This window comes from Pseudonocardia spirodelae (genome assembly GCF_037727765.1).
Taxonomy (GTDB): domain Bacteria; phylum Actinomycetota; class Actinomycetes; order Mycobacteriales; family Pseudonocardiaceae; genus Pseudonocardia; species Pseudonocardia spirodelae.
Window position 1 is genome coordinate 28,276 of sequence record NZ_JBBJUP010000009.1, and the last position, 16,832, is coordinate 45,107.

16 protein-coding genes are annotated in these 16,832 nt (G+C 76.1%); 7 read left to right on the forward strand and 9 right to left on the reverse strand.

Going from position 1 to position 16,832, the window contains the following annotated elements; all coding sequences use genetic code 11:
* Positions 1 to 52 precede the first annotated feature (52 nt).
* A complete protein-coding gene (locus tag WJX68_RS12595) occupies positions 53 to 499 on the forward strand; it encodes an ATP-binding protein (protein WP_340290041.1) in 447 nt (148 codons plus the stop codon).
* 23 nt (positions 500 to 522) lie between these two features.
* Here WJX68_RS12595 and WJX68_RS12600 read toward each other — a convergent pair whose 3' ends face one another.
* Positions 523 to 1,449: a methylenetetrahydrofolate reductase gene (locus tag WJX68_RS12600; RefSeq protein WP_340290045.1), complete on the reverse strand. Its 927-nt coding sequence runs from the start codon at positions 1,447 to 1,449 to the stop codon at positions 523 to 525.
* A gap of 154 nt (positions 1,450 to 1,603) precedes the next feature.
* Here WJX68_RS12600 and WJX68_RS12605 point away from each other — a divergent pair, with 154 nt between their 5' ends.
* The 4 genes from WJX68_RS12605 to WJX68_RS12620 are packed head-to-tail and all read left to right on the forward strand — an operon-like array spanning position 1,604 to position 6,909.
* Positions 1,604 to 2,704 (forward strand): polyprenyl synthetase family protein, encoded by a 1,101-nt coding sequence (locus tag WJX68_RS12605; RefSeq protein WP_340290550.1) that lies wholly within the window; start codon positions 1,604 to 1,606, stop codon positions 2,702 to 2,704.
* 8 nt (positions 2,705 to 2,712) lie between these two features.
* A complete protein-coding gene (gene crtI, locus WJX68_RS12610) occupies positions 2,713 to 4,278 on the forward strand; it encodes a phytoene desaturase family protein (protein ID WP_340290048.1) in 1,566 nt (521 codons plus the stop codon).
* Between the two features lie 38 nt (positions 4,279 to 4,316).
* Positions 4,317 to 5,933: a polyprenol phosphomannose-dependent alpha 1,6 mannosyltransferase MptB gene (gene mptB / locus WJX68_RS12615; protein ID WP_340290050.1), complete on the forward strand. Its 1,617-nt coding sequence runs from the start codon at positions 4,317 to 4,319 to the stop codon at positions 5,931 to 5,933.
* Positions 5,914 to 6,909, forward strand: coding sequence for a phytoene/squalene synthase family protein (locus tag WJX68_RS12620; protein WP_340290054.1), 996 nt, complete (start codon positions 5,914 to 5,916; stop codon positions 6,907 to 6,909). Before mptB ends, WJX68_RS12620 begins: the two co-directional genes overlap by 20 nt.
* Before the next feature lie 12 nt (positions 6,910 to 6,921).
* Here the strand turns inward: WJX68_RS12620 and WJX68_RS12625 are convergent, their stop codons facing one another.
* Entirely contained in the window at positions 6,922 to 7,275 is a 354-nt protein-coding gene (locus WJX68_RS12625) for an Rv2175c family DNA-binding protein (protein WP_340290057.1), read from the reverse strand.
* A gap of 119 nt (positions 7,276 to 7,394) precedes the next feature.
* Here WJX68_RS12625 and pknB point away from each other — a divergent pair, with 119 nt between their 5' ends.
* Positions 7,395 to 9,266 carry a Stk1 family PASTA domain-containing Ser/Thr kinase gene (gene pknB, locus WJX68_RS12630; protein ID WP_340290060.1) on the forward strand — a complete coding sequence of 624 codons (1,872 nt, stop codon included), beginning with the start codon at positions 7,395 to 7,397 and terminating at the stop codon, positions 9,264 to 9,266.
* A 73-nt stretch (positions 9,267 to 9,339) separates the two neighbouring features.
* Here pknB and WJX68_RS12635 read toward each other — a convergent pair whose 3' ends face one another.
* From WJX68_RS12635 to uriH, 3 genes are read right to left on the reverse strand one after another with little or no spacing between them, the layout of a single operon-like run.
* A complete protein-coding gene (locus WJX68_RS12635) occupies positions 9,340 to 10,203 on the reverse strand; it encodes a ribokinase (protein WP_340290063.1) in 864 nt (287 codons plus the stop codon).
* A complete protein-coding gene (gene uriT, locus WJX68_RS12640; RefSeq protein WP_340290066.1) occupies positions 10,200 to 11,636 on the reverse strand; it encodes a uridine transporter UriT in 1,437 nt (478 codons plus the stop codon). Before uriT ends, WJX68_RS12635 begins: the two co-directional genes overlap by 4 nt.
* Complete coding sequence (gene uriH, locus WJX68_RS12645; RefSeq protein ID WP_340290069.1) at positions 11,633 to 12,598, reverse strand: uridine-preferring nucleoside hydrolase UriH; 966 nt, start codon at positions 12,596 to 12,598, stop codon at positions 11,633 to 11,635. Before uriH ends, uriT begins: the two co-directional genes overlap by 4 nt.
* Before the next feature lie 117 nt (positions 12,599 to 12,715).
* On the opposite strand from uriH, the gene WJX68_RS12650 reads away from it, so the two are divergent.
* Positions 12,716 to 13,732 carry a LacI family DNA-binding transcriptional regulator gene (locus WJX68_RS12650; protein ID WP_340290072.1) on the forward strand — a complete coding sequence of 339 codons (1,017 nt, stop codon included), beginning with the start codon at positions 12,716 to 12,718 and terminating at the stop codon, positions 13,730 to 13,732.
* 47 nt (positions 13,733 to 13,779) lie between these two features.
* On the opposite strand, the gene WJX68_RS12655 is transcribed toward WJX68_RS12650, so the two are convergent.
* From WJX68_RS12655 to WJX68_RS12670, 4 genes are all read right to left on the reverse strand, one after another.
* Positions 13,780 to 15,183, reverse strand: a complete 1,404-nt coding sequence (locus WJX68_RS12655; RefSeq protein ID WP_340290075.1) for a class II 3-deoxy-7-phosphoheptulonate synthase — start codon at positions 15,181 to 15,183, stop codon at positions 13,780 to 13,782.
* Between the two features lie 85 nt (positions 15,184 to 15,268).
* Complete coding sequence (locus WJX68_RS12660) at positions 15,269 to 15,646, reverse strand: hypothetical protein (RefSeq protein ID WP_340290078.1); 378 nt, start codon at positions 15,644 to 15,646, stop codon at positions 15,269 to 15,271.
* A 69-nt stretch (positions 15,647 to 15,715) separates the two neighbouring features.
* A complete protein-coding gene (locus WJX68_RS12665; RefSeq protein WP_340290081.1) occupies positions 15,716 to 16,273 on the reverse strand; it encodes a DUF3558 family protein in 558 nt (185 codons plus the stop codon).
* A gap of 54 nt (positions 16,274 to 16,327) precedes the next feature.
* Positions 16,328 to 16,828 carry a polyadenylate-specific 3'-exoribonuclease AS gene (locus tag WJX68_RS12670; RefSeq protein WP_340290084.1) on the reverse strand — a complete coding sequence of 167 codons (501 nt, stop codon included), beginning with the start codon at positions 16,826 to 16,828 and terminating at the stop codon, positions 16,328 to 16,330.
* Positions 16,829 to 16,832: the final 4 nt, after the last annotated feature.

Genomic DNA, 16,832 nt, shown 5'->3' on the forward strand with positions numbered 1-16,832 from the left:
GACACATCGGGTAACCGGATCCCGCCGGATGCCCCGGACGGAGGTGGAACGCGTGACCGAGCAGACCTGGATCCTGCGGGTGGCCCCCGAGCCGGCCTCGTGCCGCGTGGCGCGCACCGAGCTGGCGCGGTTCCTCACGCCGCTGGTCGACGACGCGACGACCGCCGACGCCCAGCTCGTGCTGCACGAGCTGGTCGCCAACGGCGTGGACCACGCCCGCACACCGATGCTGCTCACCGCGCGGGTGCGCGACGGCGCGGTCCGCCTCCGGGTCCGCGACGGCTGCGCCGTACCGGGCCGCGAGCAGCCCTTCGACCCGGCCGCGCTGCGCGGGCGCGGCCTGCAGATCGTGGGCAGGCTCTCGCGGCGCTGGGGCGTGCGGCGCCACCGCGGCGGCAAGACCACGTGGGCCGACCTGGGGGTCGCGCGCGACCGTCCGGCCGCGGACCTCGCGCGCGACCGTCCGGCCGCGGACCTGCAGCTCGTGCGCGGCGGCTGAGCCCGGGGACCTCCCGTCGGAGGTCAGGCCGACGCGGGCAGGGCCCCCCGGTCGCGCCCCGTGGGGGCGAGCCCGAGCCGGTCCACCAGCTCGGTCGTCGCCGTCGACCGGTTCAGGCAGTAGAAGTGGATCCCGGGGACGCCCTCGGCGAGCAGCCGCTCGCACAGCTCCCCGGTGACCTCCATGCCCGCGGCGCGGAAGGCCGCCGCGTCCCCGGAGTACGGGGCGAGCCGGCGCACGAGCGCCTCCGGCAGCGGCGAGCCCGACAGCTCGGGGCCCTTGTGGAAGGTCCGCTCCGAGGTCAGCGGCATGATCCCGGGGATGATCGGCTGGTCGAACCCGGCCGCGGCGACCCGGTCGCGCAGCCGCAGGTAGCCCTCGGGCTCCAGGAACAGCTGGGTCACGGCGAACTCGGCGCCGGCGCGGAACTTGCCGACCAGGCGCTCGGTGTCGGCGTCGAGGTCGGCCGAGCGCGGGTGGCCGTAGGGGAAGGCGGCCACGCCCACGCAGAACGGGCCGGAGCGCTTGATCAGCGCGACCAGCTCGTCGGCGTGGTGCAGGCCGTCGGGGTGGGCGACCCACTCGCCCAGCGGGTCGCCGGGCGGGTCGCCCCGCAGCGCCATGATGTTGCGGACCCCGGCCGCGGCGAGCGACCCGATGACGTGGCGCAGCTCCTCGGTCGAGTGCGACACCGCGGTCAGGTGGGCCATCGAGCACAGCGTCGTGTCGGTGGCGATCCGCTCGACCGTGCGCACCGTGCGGTCGCGGCTGGAGCCGCCCGCGCCGTAGGTCACCGACACGTACGCCGGGTCGAGCACCTCGAGACGGCGGATCGCGCGCCACAGTTCGGCCTCACCGCGGTCGTCCTTCGGCGGGAAGAACTCCACCGCGAAGAAGGGGCGGTCGACGCTGATCCGTTCGGTCACCGTGGATGCAGAGCTCGTCGTCACGCCAGCAGACCTTACGGGGCCCGCGTGTGCGGGGCACCGTCCATGACGCGTGCCATGACGCGTGCCACCCGCCATCGACGGGCCGCGGCCGCGGCCCACCGATAGCCTGGCGACCGTGGTCGAACCCGCCTCCCCCGTGTCCGGACCCACCGGCCTGTCCACCGCGGGCCCGGCCCCGCTGGACGACGCGCTGCCCCAGCACGTCGAACGCGTCCTGGCCGGCTGGCTGGACCGGCGGCGCACCGAGGTGCTCGGGATCGACCCGGTCGTCGCGCAGGCCGCCGACGCGCTGGCCGGGTTCGTCCTCGGCGGCGGGAAGCGGCTGCGGCCCACGTTCGCCTGGTGGGGCTGGCGCGGCGCGGGCGGCGACCCGGGCGACCCGCACGCCCAGGGCGTGCTCGCCGCGATCTCCTCGCTGGAGCTGATCCAGGCCTGCGCGCTGGTGCACGACGACCTGATGGACGCCTCCTCCACCCGCCGCGGGCGCCCGACGGTGCACGTCGAGTTCGCCCGGATGCACGCCGCGAACGGCTGGTCCGGCCCGCCGGCCCGGTTCGGCGCCGCCGTCGCGATCCTCGTCGGCGACCTCGCCCAGGTGTGGGCCGACGACATGTTCCACGCCGCCGCCCTGCCCGAGGGCGCCCACGAGCGCGCCGCCGAGCCGTGGCGGGCGATGCGCACCGAGGTGCTCTCCGGCCAGTACCTCGACGTGCTGGCCCAGGCCTCCGGCGACACCGCCGAGTCGACCGCGCTGACCATCGACCGGTTCAAGACCGCCGCCTACACCGTGGAGCGCCCGCTGCACCTGGGTGCCGCGATCGCCGGGGCCGAGCCGCGGGTCGTGGCCGCCTACCGGCGCTACGGCGCCGACATCGGGGTGGCCTTCCAGCTGCGCGACGACCTGCTCGGCGTGTTCGGCGACCCGCGGGTCACCGGCAAGCCCGCCGGGGACGACCTGCGCGAGGGCAAGCGGACGCTGCTCGTGGCCGCCGCGCTGCAACGCGCCGAACAGCGCGGCGACCGGGCCGCCGCCGAGGTCGTGACCGCCGCGCTCGGCGACCCCGACCTCGACGCCGCGGCCCTGGACCGGGCCCGCTCCGCGCTGTCCGAGCTGGGCGCCGTGCAGGCGGTGGAGCAGCGCATCGCGGCCCTGACCGGCTCCGCGCTCGACGCGCTCGACGCCGCGCCGGTGGCCGAACCGGGCCGGTCGCACCTGTTCGAGCTGGCCGAGCGCGCGACCCGGCGGGCCTGGTGAGGGGGACCATGGGCAGCAGGCGGATCGAGGGGCGCAGCGACCACGTCGTCGTCGTGGGGGCCGGCCTGGCCGGGCTGTCGACGGCGCTGCACCTGCTGGGTGCGGGCCGCCGCGTCACGGTGGTCGAGCGCGAGTCCTTCCCGGGCGGGCGGGCCGGGCGCGCCGACGTCACCGACGAGCACGGCACCCACGCCCTGGACACCGGGCCGACCGTGCTGACCATGCCGGAGCTGCTCGACGACGCGTTCGCCGCCGTCGGGGAGACCACCGCCGACCGGCTCGACCTGGTCCGGCTCGACCCGGCCTACCGCGCCGAGTTCGCCGACGGCTCCGCGATCGCCGTGCACACCGACGCCGCGGCGATGGAGCACGAGATCCGGCAGCAGTGCGGGCCGGACTCCGCGGCCGGGTACCGGCGGCTGCGCCGCTGGCTCACCGACCTCTACCGCGCCGAGATGGACAGCTTCATCGGCGCGAACATGGACTCGCCGCTGTCGCTGCTCGGCCCGGACCTGGCCCGGCTGGCCGCACTGGGCGGATTCGGCAGGCTCGGGCGGCGCATCGAGCGCTTCCTGCCCGACGAGCGGCTGCAGCGCGTGTTCTCCTTCCAGGCGCTCTACGCCGGGGTGTCCCCCCGCGACGCGCTCGGCGCGTACGGGGTCATCGCCTACATGGACACCATCGCCGGGGTGTGGTTCCCGCGTGGCGGCATGCGGATGATGGGCACCGCGCTGGCCGGCGCCGCCGCCGACGCGGGCGCGGAGATCCACTACGGCCGCACCGTCACCGGCCTCGTCCGCGCCGGCGACCGGGTGCGGGCGGTGCGCCACACCGGCCCGGACGGCACCGACGGCGCCGAGACCCCGTGCGACGCGGTCGTGCTGACCCCGGAGCTGCCGGCCGCCTACGAGCTGCTCGGGCGGGCCCCGCGGCGCCCGGTCGGGCTGCGCTGGTCGCCCAGCGCGGTCGTCGTGCACGCGGGGATGCCCGCGCCCGCGCCGGGCACCGCGCAGCACCACCACACGATCTCCTTCGGCGGGTCCTGGGCGGGCACCTTCCGCGAGATCATCGACGAGGGGCGGCTGATGAGCGACCCGTCGCTGCTGGTCACCCGGCCCGGGCTGACCGACCCGTCGCTGCAGCCCGGCGGGCGCGAGGTGATGAGCGTGCTCGCGCCGTGCCCGAACACCGCGGTGGCGCCGGGCATCGACTGGGAGCGGGTCGGCCCGGCCTACGCCGAGGAGCTGTTCGGCACGCTCGTCGAGCGCGGCCTCGTCGACGCCGGCGCCCGGCCGAGCTGGACCCGGATGTGGACGCCGCGGGACTGGGCGGGCGCCGGGATGGCCGCGGGCACGCCGTTCTCGGCGTCGCACACGCTGGCCCAGACCGGCCCGTTCCGGCCCCGCAACCTCGTCCGCGGGACCGCGAACGCGGTGCTCGCGGGCTGCGGGACGACCCCGGGGGTCGGCATCCCGCCGGTGCTGATCTCCGGGCGCCTGGCCGCCGAGCGGATCACCGGCCCGCGCCCGGCCGCGCACGCCGGGCACGGCGCGGGGTCGCGCTCGGGTCACTGAGGGCGGCCCGCGGGGCGCGTGGAATCATCGTGGCCGAGATGACCGCGCAGCCCTCGCCCCCGCTCCCCCGCCCGGCGGCACCGGACCCGGTGACGCCGGACACCGGCGCGGGCGCCCGCCCGCGGCCCGGACCGGCCGCCGTCGGACGCCCGGGGCTCGCCGAGCGGCTCGGCTCCCCGCCGCGCGGCGTGCTGCTGCTGGGCCTGGCCGGGACCGTCCTGATGTTCCTCGGCGCCCCCGGCGGCGGTGGCGTGCCGATGCGGGACCCGGTCATCGGCAACTCGGCGCTGTCGTTCTGGCGCTACGGCCACGGCGCGATGCTCGCGACGATCGTGATCTACACCGGCCTGGCGCTGATGGTGTGGGCCTGGGTGCGGCTGGGCCGCGCCGTGCTCGCCCGCCGCGCCGGCGGGCGCGCCGTGCTGACGACGGCGGCGGTGTGGATGCTGCCGATGCTGGTCACGGTGCCGCTGTTCACCCGCGACCCCTACAGCTACCTCGCCCAGGGCGCGCTGCCGAACAACGGCCTCGACCCGTACGTGGTCGGCCCGGACGCGATGGGCGGGGTCTTCACCGACAACGTCCACTTCTTCTGGCAGGACACCCCCGCCCCCTACGGCCCGCTGTTCATCCTGCTGGCCCAGGGCGTGGTCCTGCTCGCCGGGACGAACGTGCTGCTCGGCGTGCTGCTCATGCGGCTGAGCCTGGTCACCGGGCTCCTGCTGCTGGTCGCGGTGCTGCCCGCGCTGACCCGGCGCCTGGGCGGGCGGCCCGCGGTCGCGCTGTGGCTGGCCGTCGCGAACCCGGTGACGGTGGTGCACCTGGTCGGCGGGATCCACAACGACCTGCTGGTCATCGGCCTGCTCCCGCTGGCCGCGCTGCTGGCCCTGCGCGGGCGCTTCGCGTGGGCGGTCGCGGTGGCGTCGCTGGCGATGGCGGTGAAGGCCTCGGCCGGGCTCGTGCTGCCGTTCCTCGTGCTGGTGTGGGCGGCGAAGCTGTCCGGCGGGTTCGTCTCGCGGCTGGTGCGCGCCGGGGCGCCGTCGGTGGCCGTGTTCGGCGTCGTGTTCGGCGCCGCGACCTGGGTCAGCGGGCTCGGGTTCGGCTGGCTGCCCGCGCTCAGCGCGCCGTCGATGATCGTCAACTGGCTGTCGGTGTCCACCGCTGCCGGGCAGGCCGGCGCCGGGGTGGCGCGGATGTTCGCCGACGAGGTGGACGCGCAGGTCTTCGTCGACGTGTCCCGCGCGGTCGGCGCCGGTCTGCTCGCCGTGCTGACGGCGCTGCTGTGGTGGCGCGCCCGCGACGACGCGACGGCCGCGGTCCGCAACGCCGCGATCGCGCTCGCGCTGGCCGCCGTGCTCTCCCCCACGACCCTGCCGTGGTACCTGAGCTGGGGTTTCTGCCTGCTCGCCATGACCCCGTGGAGCGCCCGCGGGCTGCAGTGGGTGGTCGCCGGCTCGGTGTGGCTGATGATCGTGTACTTCCCCGACGGCGAGACCGCGCTCTACGTCCCGCACTACCTGCTGGCGTGCGCGCTCGCCGGGGCGCTGGCGGCCGTCTCGCTGCTGCGTCCGGACCCGCTGGGGCTGCGCGGCCCGCGCCGCGGCCCGGACGTCACCGCCGGGGCGGTGAGCACCGGTGCGCGCCCCCGCGGCTGAGCGGGCCGTGCGCGCCGAGCTCGACGCCGCCGGCCTGACCGACCCGCGGCTGCGCGCGGCCTACGCCGCCTGCCGGGACCTGCACGCCGAGCACGGCCGGACCTACTACCTGGCGACCCGGCTGCTGCCGCCCGCCCGCCGCGTCGACATCCACGCCCTCTACGGCTTCGCCCGCCACGCCGACGAGATCGTCGACGACCCGGACGGCGCCGGCGGCGGCGACCCGCACACCCTGCTCGACGCCCTGGACGCCCAGCTGGAGGCCGCGCTGGCCGGTGCCCCGCTGCCCGGCTCGCGGCCCGAGGTGCTCGCCGTCGCCGAGACCGCGCGCCGCCACGACCTCGACCCGGCGCTGTTCCGCGACTTCATGGTGTCGATGCGGATGGACCTCACCGTCACCGGCTACGCCACCGACGCCGAGCTGGCCGTCTACGTGCACGGGTCGGCCGCGGTGATCGGGCTGCAGACGCTGCCGGTGCTCGGCACCGTCGTGCCGCGGGCCGAGGCGGAGCCGCACGCGGCGCTGCTCGGGGTGGCCTTCCAGATCACGAACTTCCTGCGCGACGTGGGCGAGGACCTCGACCGCGGCCGCGTCTACCTGCCCGCCGACGAGCTGGCCGCGTTCGGCGTGGACCGCGAGCTGCTGGCGTGGAGCCGGCGCACGGGGCGCCCGGACGCCCGGATCCGGCGGGCGCTGGCCCACCTCGTCGCCCGCACGCGTGCCACCTACCGGCGCGCGGACCCCGGCATCGCGATGCTGGAGCCGGTGTCGCGGGCCTGCGTCGGCGCGGCCCGTGTCCTGTACTCGGAGATCCTCGACGAGATCGCCGACGCCGGCTACGACGTGCTGGGCCACCGCGTGTCGGTGCCGAACCGGCGCCGGGCCGCCGTGGCGCTGCCCCGGCTGGGGCGGGCGCTGACCGCCCGCGGCCTGCAGGTGGCGCGCGAGCGCGTCACCCGCCCGGCCGCGGGCTGAGCGGGCGCCCGCTCAGAACGCCATCGCCTGGGCGCGGCGCTTGATCTCCTTGTGCCGGCCCTGGCGGATCGCGGCGATCGGGGTGCCCGACAGCGACGTGTCCTCGGTGAACAGCCAGGTCAGGATCTCGCGGTCGTCGAAACCGCCGTCGCGCAGCACCACGATGGTGCCGGCCAGGCCGCGGACGACGCCGTCGGCGTCGAGGAACGGGGCGGGCACGACGACGTCGTGCCCGTTCTTGAACGAGAGCAGCTGCCCGTCGCGGACGAGCTGGTGCACCCGGGAGGCGGGGATCGACAGGCGCCCGGCGACCTCGGAGACGGTCAGGGTCTCCGCGGTCACCGCGGCGGGGAGGGACTCGGTCACAGCCGGACACTGTCCCACACCGCACCCGTGCCGCAGCACGGCGTACCCGAGGGCGCACCCGGCGTGTACGGCGACCACCCGCGCGGTCGCCGGGGGCCGCTGAAGTAGCCTCGCCTGCGATGAGCGCACCGTCCGGACCGGTCCAGCCCGGCACCCCGGGTGGGGCCGGACGGGTCGCGCCCGACGGCCCCGGCCCGGTGCTGCTCGACGGCCGCTACCTGGTCGGCCCGGTACTGGCCCGCGGCGGCATGTCCACGGTGCACCACGGCACCGACACCCGGCTCGAGCGCGCCGTCGCGATCAAGGTGATGGACCCGCGGATGGCCGGGGACCACGCGTTCCGCACCCGGTTCGACCGCGAGGCCCGGCTCGCCGCGCGGATCGACCACCCGTGCGTCGTCGCCGTCTACGACCGGGGCGCGGTGCCGGCCGGGCCGCTGGGCGAGGCGAGCCTGTTCGTCGTCATGGAGCTGGTCGACGGCGGCACCCTGCGCGACGTGCTGCGGGCCCGCGGCGCGCTCGGACTGCCCGCCGCGGTGCGGGTGCTCGAACCGGTGCTGGCCGGGCTCGCCCGCGCGCACCGGCTCGGCATGGTGCACCGCGACGTGAAGCCGGAGAACGTGCTGATCTCCTCCGGCGGCGAGGTGAAGGTCGCCGACTTCGGGCTGCTCACCGCGGCCGCGGAGGCCGGGGTCAGCCACGCCGGGATGATCCTGGGGACGATGGCCTACCTGTCCCCCGAGCAGGTCGTGTCCGGGCGCGCCGACGGCCGCAGCGACGTCTACGCCGCCGGCGTCGTGCTGTACGAGATGCTCACCGGGCAGGCGCCCTACACCGCGGACAACCCGCTGTCGGTGGCCTACCGGCACGTGAACGAGGACGTGCCGCCGCCGTCGGCGCTCGCGCCGGGGCTGCCGCCCGCGGTCGACGCGCTGGTCGCCCGGGCGACGGCCCGCGACCCCGAGCAGCGCCCGGTCGACGCCGAGCACTTCCGCCGCGAGCTGCTGGAGATGGCCGACCGCCTCGGCCTGCCCCGCACCGCCACCCCGCGCCCGCCCGGCCCGCCCCCGCCCGACGACGGCGTCACCCTGCCCGCCGCGGGCCCGCACCGGCACCGTCCGGTGGGCGCCGAGTCGCCGGGCCCCGGCGGCACCCGGGTCGCGACCCGCGGGCGCCCCTACGGCGCGCACGGCACCGCCGTCACCCCGGCCGGGGAGCCGGAGCCGATGACCCGCGCGGAGCTGGCCGGTCGCCGCCGCCGCGGCCGCCGCGTCTTCGCGCTGTGGATGGTGCTGCTCGTGCTGCTCGCGGCGCTCGCCGGCACGGGTGCGTGGTGGCTCGGCTCGGGCCGCTGGACGACCATGCCCGCGGTCACCGGCCTGGACCGGGAGCAGGCCACCGCGCTGGTGGCCGAGTCCGACCTGACCCCGACCGTCACCGAACGCGCCGACGACCAGGTCGCGCCGGACCGCGTCGCGCAGGTCGACCCCGCCCCGCAGACCCGGGTGCTGCGCGGCACCACGGTCACCCTGGTCGTGTCCACCGGCAGGCCCACGGTGCCGCAGGTGCCGCCGGGCAGCGCCGTCGCCACCGCCGAGGACGCGGTGCGCCGGGCCGGGCTGACCCCGGTGCGCTCGACCTCGGCCGAGGAGTTCAGCGCGGACGTGCCCGCGGGCGCCGTGGTGCGCACCGACCCGGCCGCCGGGACGCGGCTCGCCGGCGGGTCCCCGGTCACGCTGGTGCTGAGCAAGGGCGCCGAGCCCGCCGCGCCGCCGGTGCCGGACCCGTTCGCCGACGGGCCGGCCGCGGTCCCGTTCGTGATCGGGATGCGGGCCGACGAGGCCGAGTCGCTGCTGCGGCAGGAGGGCTTCGACGTCGACGTCGAGCGGAGCTTCCCGTTCGGGCGCCGCGACGGCCGGGTCATCTCCCAGGACCCGGGCTCGGGCACCGCGACCGACCCCGGCGAGACGGTGACGATCACGGTCCTCTGAGCGCCGGGGCCCGTGGGTCCCGGCGCCCCCGGCCGGATGGCGGTCCGACCGGGGACACCGGTGATCGGGTGGGTCAGAGCCCGAAGCGGGTGCGCTCGTCGTCGCCGACGGCGGGCAGCTGCGCCCCGGCGACGGTGACCGCGAGGGCCCCGGCGCGCACGGCGTAGCGGGCCGCGCCGAGCAGGTCGTCCCCGGCGGCGAGGCGCACGGCGACGGCGGCGAGGAACGCGTCCCCCGAGCCGGTGGTGTCCACCGGCCGCACCGCCATCGCTTCCACTGTGGACACCGTAGCGCCCCGGCCGTCGCGGACCTCGCAGCCCGCGGCCCCGCGTGTCACGACCGAGCGCGGCACCGGGTGCCCGCCCAGCAGCGCCGCCTCGTGCTCGTTGACCACCAGCACGTCGGTGGCGTCGAGCAGCTCGCCGGGCACCTCGGCGTAGGGCGAGAGGTTGAGCAGCACCGTCGTCCCGGCCGCGCGGGCGGCGCGGGCGGCGGCCAGCACGGTCGCCGTCGGGATCTCCAGCGACAGCGTGAGCACGGCGACGTCGTCGAAGGAGGGCAGGTCGGCGGCCGCCAGCGAGGCGTTCGCCCCCGGCGAGACGACGATCGTGTTGTCCCCGGCGGCGTCCACGGTGATGACCGCGGTGCCGGTGGCCGCTCCGGCACGCACCGCGACCCGCGAGACCCCGGCCCCGGCCGCGGCGACCGCGTCGCGCACGGTCCGGCCGTGGTCGTCGTCGCCGGTCGCGCCGACCATCTCCACCGCGACGCCGGCCGCCGCGCCGAGGCGGGCGGCGGCCACCGCCTGGTTGGCGCCCTTGCCGCCGGGGCCGACGACCAGGTCGGACCCGGCCACCGTCTCCCCCGCCCCGGGGAAGCGCTCGGTGCGCACCACCAGGTCGGCGTTGAGCGAGCCGACGACCAGGACCCGGCTCACCGGGCGTCCTGCAGGTCGCGGGCGGCGGCCGGACCGGTCTCGGCGGCCGCCGGGCGCGGGATGAGCAGCGACAGCGCGAGGGCGCCCGCGGTGCACACCGCCCCGACGAGCATCCCGGCGGTGTAGCCGGCGGTGCCGGCCTGGGCCTCCCCGCCCACGGCCACCTGGACCGCGGGCAGCACGACGAAGCTGATGCCGGCGCCCAGGTTGAACGCGCCCGCGTTCAACCCGGGCAGCATCCCGGGGTGCGCGGCCGGGGAGAGCAGCACGCCGAGGCCGTTGAGCATGATGTTGGCGATGCCGGCGTAGGTGGCCCCGAGCAGGACGGTCGCGACCACGAGCACGGTGAACGACTGCACGCCCGCGAGCGCGAGCACCAGCGTCGCGACGACGCTGCCGGCCAGCCCGATCCGCAGCACGAGCCGGTAGCCCAGCACCGGCGCGAGGCGCCCGGCGAACGGCCCGACGATCCAGCCGACCAGGGCGTAGGGGGCGAGCAGCGCGAGCGCGGTGGCGTCGGCCTCGAGACCGAACCCGGCGGACGGGTTCTGCGCCAGCGAGGCGACCAGGCCGTTGACCACGGCGAACACGCCGGTCATGGTCAGCAGCGTGGTGCCCAGCGTGGCCCAGGTGGCGCGGCGGCGCAGGTCGGCCGGGGCGATGAGGGGCTGCTCGGTGCGGCCCTGCAGCCGCCAGAACACGACCGCCGCGGCGCCGGCGATCAGGGCGTGGAGCCCGACCAGGCCCCAGCGGGCGTCGGCGAGCGCGGCGGCCTCGTCGAAGGCCAGCAGCAGCGCCCCGACCGCGACGACCAGCGGGACGACCCCGCGCCAGTCCATCCGGGTGCCGTCCGAGGGACGCGACTCGACGCCCCACACCGCCACCAGCACCAGCGACAGCACGGTCACCGCGGCGATCACCCAGAAGATCGAGCGGAACCCGTGGTGGGTCGCCAGCCAGCCGCCGAGCAGCGCGTCGAGGCCGGCGACGCCGCCGTTGACGGCGGTGACCAGGCCGAGCACGGCTCCGTAGCGGCGCGGGTCGGCGATCTCGCTGCGCAGCATGAGCAGGCAGATCGGGACGACCGGGCCGGTGATGCCCTGCAGGATCCGCCCGGCGAACAGCATCTGCACGTTCACCGCCAGCGCGGCGACGACGCTGCCGAGCAGCATGACGGCGAGCATCACCAGCAGCACGCGGCGCCGCCCGGCGATGTCGGACAGCCGCGGCAGGAACAGCGAGAACATCGCGGCGAGGGTGAAGAACATCGTCTGCGACAGGCCGACGGCGGCCTCGTCGGTGCCCAGCTCGCGGGCCATCGTGACCAGCGCGGGGCTGAGCATCGAGGCGTTGAGCTGGAACGCGACGCAGGCGGCCAGCACCGCGACGACGAGGGTGAGGACCGGACGGCGGTCGGGGACGGGGGTGCTCATGCGCTCTGCTCCGTTGCAGCGAGGGGGTCGCCGATGGCGCGCAGGGCGTCCACGACGAGCTCCCAGAACCGGGTGTGGTCGAGGTCGAGGGCGGCGTGCGTGCGGCAGCCCTCGGGGGCGGGCCCGCGACGGTCGGCGACGGTCATGCCGGTGGTGTACCGCCCGGCGGTCTCCACGACGATCGGCATCGCGTACGCCCGCACGATCGTGGGGTCGATGACGTGCGCGACGGCGCAGGGGTCGTGCACCGGCGGGGCGTCGAAGCCCTGCACGTCGCGGTAGGTCGCGGCGAAGAAGTCCAGCAGCTCGTCGACGAAGCGGGCCGGGCCGGTCCCGACGGCGCGGATCGCGCGGCGCACCTCGGGACCGGCCAGCGCCTGGTGGGTCAGGTCGAGACCGACCATGACCACCTCCCAGCCCGCCTCGAACACGATCGCGGCGGCCTCGGGGTCGATGGCGATGTTGAACTCGGCGACCGGCGTGCGGTTCCCGACCGCGACGCCGCCGCCCATCAGCACGACCCGCTTGACCCGCCCGACGATCTCGGGCGCCCGCCGCGCGGCCAGCGCGATGTTGGTGAGCCCGCCGGTCGGGACGAGGGTGACGGTGCCGGGCTCGTGGGCGAGCACGGTGTCGACGATGAGGTCGACGGCGTGCCGGTCGTCGGTGCCGAAGGCGGGGGCGGGCAGCTCCGGGCCGTCGAGCCCGGTCTCGCCGTGGATGTCGGCGGCCACGGCGATCTCCCGCAGCAGCGGGCGGTCGGCCCCGGCGGCGAACGGGACGCCGGTGATGCCGGCCAGGGTCGCGACCGACAGCGCGTTGCGGGTCACCTTGGCCAGCGTCTGGTTCCCGACGACGGTGGTGACCGCGAGCAGCTCGACGCGCGGGTCACCGTGCGCGAGCAGCATCGCGATCGCGTCGTCGTGGCCCGGATCGCAGTCCAGGACGATCTTCTCCGTCATTCGCGTGTCCCACTCCGTCGTCGGTCGCCGCCCGGGTGCCCGGGCGTGGTCACTGTGACCCGTCAAGCGCATGACGTCAAGCGCTTGATGACGGGCGTCTCCGGGTAGGCTCGGCGCATGGCAGGTCCGGGGGGCCGGCGGGTGACCGCGGCGATGGTGGCCCGGCGGGCGGGGACGAGCGTGTCCACCGTGTCGCTGGTGGTGAACGGCAAGTCCCGCGGGCGCGTGTCGGCGGTGATCACCGAGCGGGTGCGCGCGGCCGTCGACGAGCTCGGCTACGTCGTCGACCACGCGGCGAGCTCGCTGGCCCGCGGTACCACCGACCTCGTCGTGCTGCTCGCGCCCGACCTGCCCAACCCCTACTTCGGGCGGGTCACCACCGGCATCCGCGAGGCACTGGGCAGCCGCCACCAGCTCATGCTGTCGGTCATCGAGGGCGGCGAGCAGCCCGGCGCCGACGACGTGCGCCGCGTCGCCGCGTTCCGCCCGGCCGGGCTGCTGGTGCACGCGCCGTCGCCGACGTTCCTCGACGACCTCGAGCCCGGCGGCCCGCCGCTGGTGCTGATGGACGCCCCCGGCTTCGAGGGCCGTGCCGCGACGGTCACCTTCGACCTCGGTCCCGGCGTGCGCGCGCTGGTCGGGCACCTGGCCGCGGCCGGGCACACCACGCTGGCCTACCTCGACGGGACCACGCCGTCGGCGACGTTCACGGTGCGCCGCGACCTGCTGCGCACCGTCGCCGCCGAGCACGGCCTGACCGTCCTGGACGACGACGAGCGCGCCGGGCTGACCCTGGACTCGGCGGCCGACGCCTGCGCCGAGGCCCTGCCGCGCTGGCGGGCGGCCGGGGCCACCGCCGTCGTCGCGGCGGCGGACACGATGGCCTACGGCGTGCTCGCGGCCGCGCACCGGCTCGGCATCGAGGTGCCGGGCGACCTGGCCGTCGCCGGGTTCGACGACCTGCCGTACTCGCAGGTCACGGCGCCGCCGCTGACCAGCGTGGCGCTGCCCGCCGAGGAGCTCGGCCGCGCCGCCGCACAGCGGCTCACCGCGGTCCTCGCGGGCGACGGCGACGCCGCGTCCGCTCCCCTGCTGCCCTCGCGCCTGGTCGCCCGCGCGAGTACCGGCGCCTGAGGCGCCGGGCCCGCCCGCCGGCCCGGGCGGGCCCGGGCCGGACGCGGTCAGCCGCGCAGCATCTCCGCGACCAGGAATGCCAGCTCCAGGCTCTGCTGGGTGTTCAGCCGCGGGTCGCAGGCGGTCTCGTAGCGACCGGCGAGGTCGGTGTCGGAGATCCGCTGCGCACCGCCGAGGCACTCGGTGACGTCCTCACCGGTCACCTCGACGTGGATGCCGCCCGGGTGGGTGCCCAGCGAGCGGTGCACCTCGAAGAAGCCCTGCACCTCGTCGACGATGCGGTCGAAGTGGCGGGTCTTGTACCCGGTGGAGGACTCGTGGGTGTTGCCGTGCATCGGGTCGCACTGCCAGATGACCTTGTGCCCGGAGGCGGTGACCTTCTCCACGATGGCCGGGAGCACGTCGCGGACCTTGTCGTTGCCCATCCGCGAGATGAGCGACAGCCGGCCCGGGCGGTTGTGCGGGTCGAGCCGCTCGACGTACTCGACGGCCTGCTCCGGGGTCGTGCCCGGGCCGATCTTCATGCCGATCGGGTTGGCCAGCAGCTCGGCCAGCGCGACGTGCGCGCCGTCGAGCTGGCGGGTCCGCTCGCCGATCCAGAGGAAGTGCGTGGACAGGTCGTAGAGCCGCGGCGCGGCGCCGTCGGTGGTGTCACGCTCCAGGTCCAGGCGCAGCATGGCGCGCTCGTAGTCCAGCAGCAGCGCCTCGTGGCTGGCGTAGAACTCGACCTGGTGCAGGTTGTGGTCGCGCACCCCGCAGGCGTCCATGAACCGGACGGCGCGGTCGATCTCGGCGGCGACGGCCTCGTAGCGCACGCCCGCGGCGGAGGTGCGGACGAAGTCCTTGTTCCAGTCGTGGACCTTCGACAGGTCCGCGAGGCCGGTCGCGGTCAGCGCGCGGACGAGGTTCATCGCGGCCGAGGCGTTGGCGTAGGCGCGCACCATCCGCGACGGGTCCGGGATGCGGCCCTGCGGGTCCGGCGCGAGGCCGTTGACGATGTCGCCCCGGTAGGACGGCAGCCCGGAGGAGTCGACCGGGGAGCTGCGCGGCTTGGCGTACTGGCCGGCGATCCGGCCGACCTTCACCACCGGCATCGAGGCGCCGTAGGTGAGCACGACGGCCATCTGCAGCAGCGTGCGGATCGTCGCGCGGATGTGCGGCTCGGTGTTGTCGACGAAGGTCTCGGCGCAGTCCCCGCCCTGCAGCAGGAACGCCTCGCCGTTCGCGACGTCGGCGAGGCGGGACTGCAGGCGGTCGACCTCCGGCGGCAGGACCACCGGCGGGACGGACTCCAGGACCTTGCGGACGTCGCCGACCTGCGACGGGTCGGGCCACTCGGGCTGCTGGGCGGCGGGGCGGGACAGCGCGTCGTCCAGCGCGGAGCGCAGGTCCGCGGGCAGCGGCGGCAGCTCCGGGAGGACGTCGATCGGAGCATCGACGGACCAGTTCACGACGACCAGGGTAGAGCCCGCCCGATCGGCGGCTCGCCCCGCGTTCCGCGGAACGCGTTTCCGCCGCTCCGGGCGAGGCCGTCGGTCACCGGTACGCCGGGCCCCTGGCCAGGTGGGGGTGGGCGCGCCGGAACGACTCGGCGATCTCCGCCTCCGCGTGCCCGTACTCGCGGGCAGCCTCGACGAGCCGGTCACTGACCTCACGCAGCTCGTCCCGCTCCGCCTCGTGCAGGGCGATCACCGCATCCACCCGGGCCTGCAGGTCCGGCGTGTAGTCCCGCGAGATCGGATCGCGGCCGGGCGCCCCCAGCATTCTGACCTGCGCGGCGGCACGGAGAGCCCTGGACACCGTGACCCAGTTCGCCTCGTAGAGGTTCCGCAGGGCCAACACGTTGGCCTCGACCACCTGGAGCATCAGGCTGTCCGATGCAGTGCGACGGGGCTCGTGCGCGGACGTCGTCATGCCCCGGACCGTAAGGGCGGGCCGCCGCAACCACGGCCGGTCCCGTGCAGCCGGTCGCGATCGCGAATCTCAGCGCCGGAGGTTGCCCAGGACGTCCCGGGCGAAGCCGACCGCCCGGTCACAGGCGGCCTCCACCGCCGCCGGGTCCCCGCCGTCAGCGTCCGGGCTCCCGGTCACCTGGACCCGGACAGTCTGGTTGTCGCTCACATCCAGGGGTAGCTGGCAGAACGGGTCGCGCCCCGGAGAGTTGTCGACGTCGTCGGGGGCCCGGACCGCGCCGTAGCCGTCGATCACCACGAGCCGGGATTCGCCGGGCGTCCAGGCGACTGTCGCCGGGGCCTCGATGATTTGCACCGTGTAGCCGATCTGGGTCCTGGAACTCCCCCACAGACACCCCGGCGACGGCTTCCCCGCGACCTCGGCGGTGTTCTCGAACTCGTCGTCGATAGCCCGGACGCGCTTCTGCTCGTCGGTCAACGTCGCACACAGGTCCACACCGGACAGGTCGATCGACATCGGCCGCGCCGGGAACGGGTTCGGTGGCGCCACCGGCGGCGGCGTCACCGCCGACCCGCACCCCCCGAGCGCCAGGACCACCACCACCGCACCCAGCACACGGACCAGCACGGCGATCAGGCTAGTCGGCCGACCACTCCACCCGGGGCCGTTACGCCCGATGGGCTAGCGGGTCCCGGCCCCCGTCGCCAGCGCCTCGCTGATGACCTCCCAGCGGCGCAGGTTGTGCCGGGCGTCGGCGAGCGCGTCGTGCGCCTCGCGCGGGGGTGGCGGCAGCGTCGGCCGCCCGGCGTCCTCCCAGCGCTGGCGGAGCTCGCGGGTGAAGCGCGGCATCGCCCGCGGCAGGGCCGGCATCGCGCCCCACAGCTGGCACAGCGCGACGTGGTCGTAGGCGGCGATCCAGGCCCAGAGCTCGACGTCGCCGGGCGCGCCGGTGCAGAAGTCCAGGACCTCCTCGCGCATCCGGGCCCGCGACATCCAGGCGCGGTCGCTGGGCGAGGGCAGCTTGGGCAGCACGTTGGCCCGCACCCACTTGCCCGCCCGGTCCGGGTCGAACTCGGTGGAGACGGCGTAGAACTCGCGGCCGTCCTCGCCGACGATCCCGATCGACACCAGGTCGATGGTGGTGCCGTCCTCGATGAACTCGGTGTCGTAGAAGAAGCGCATGATG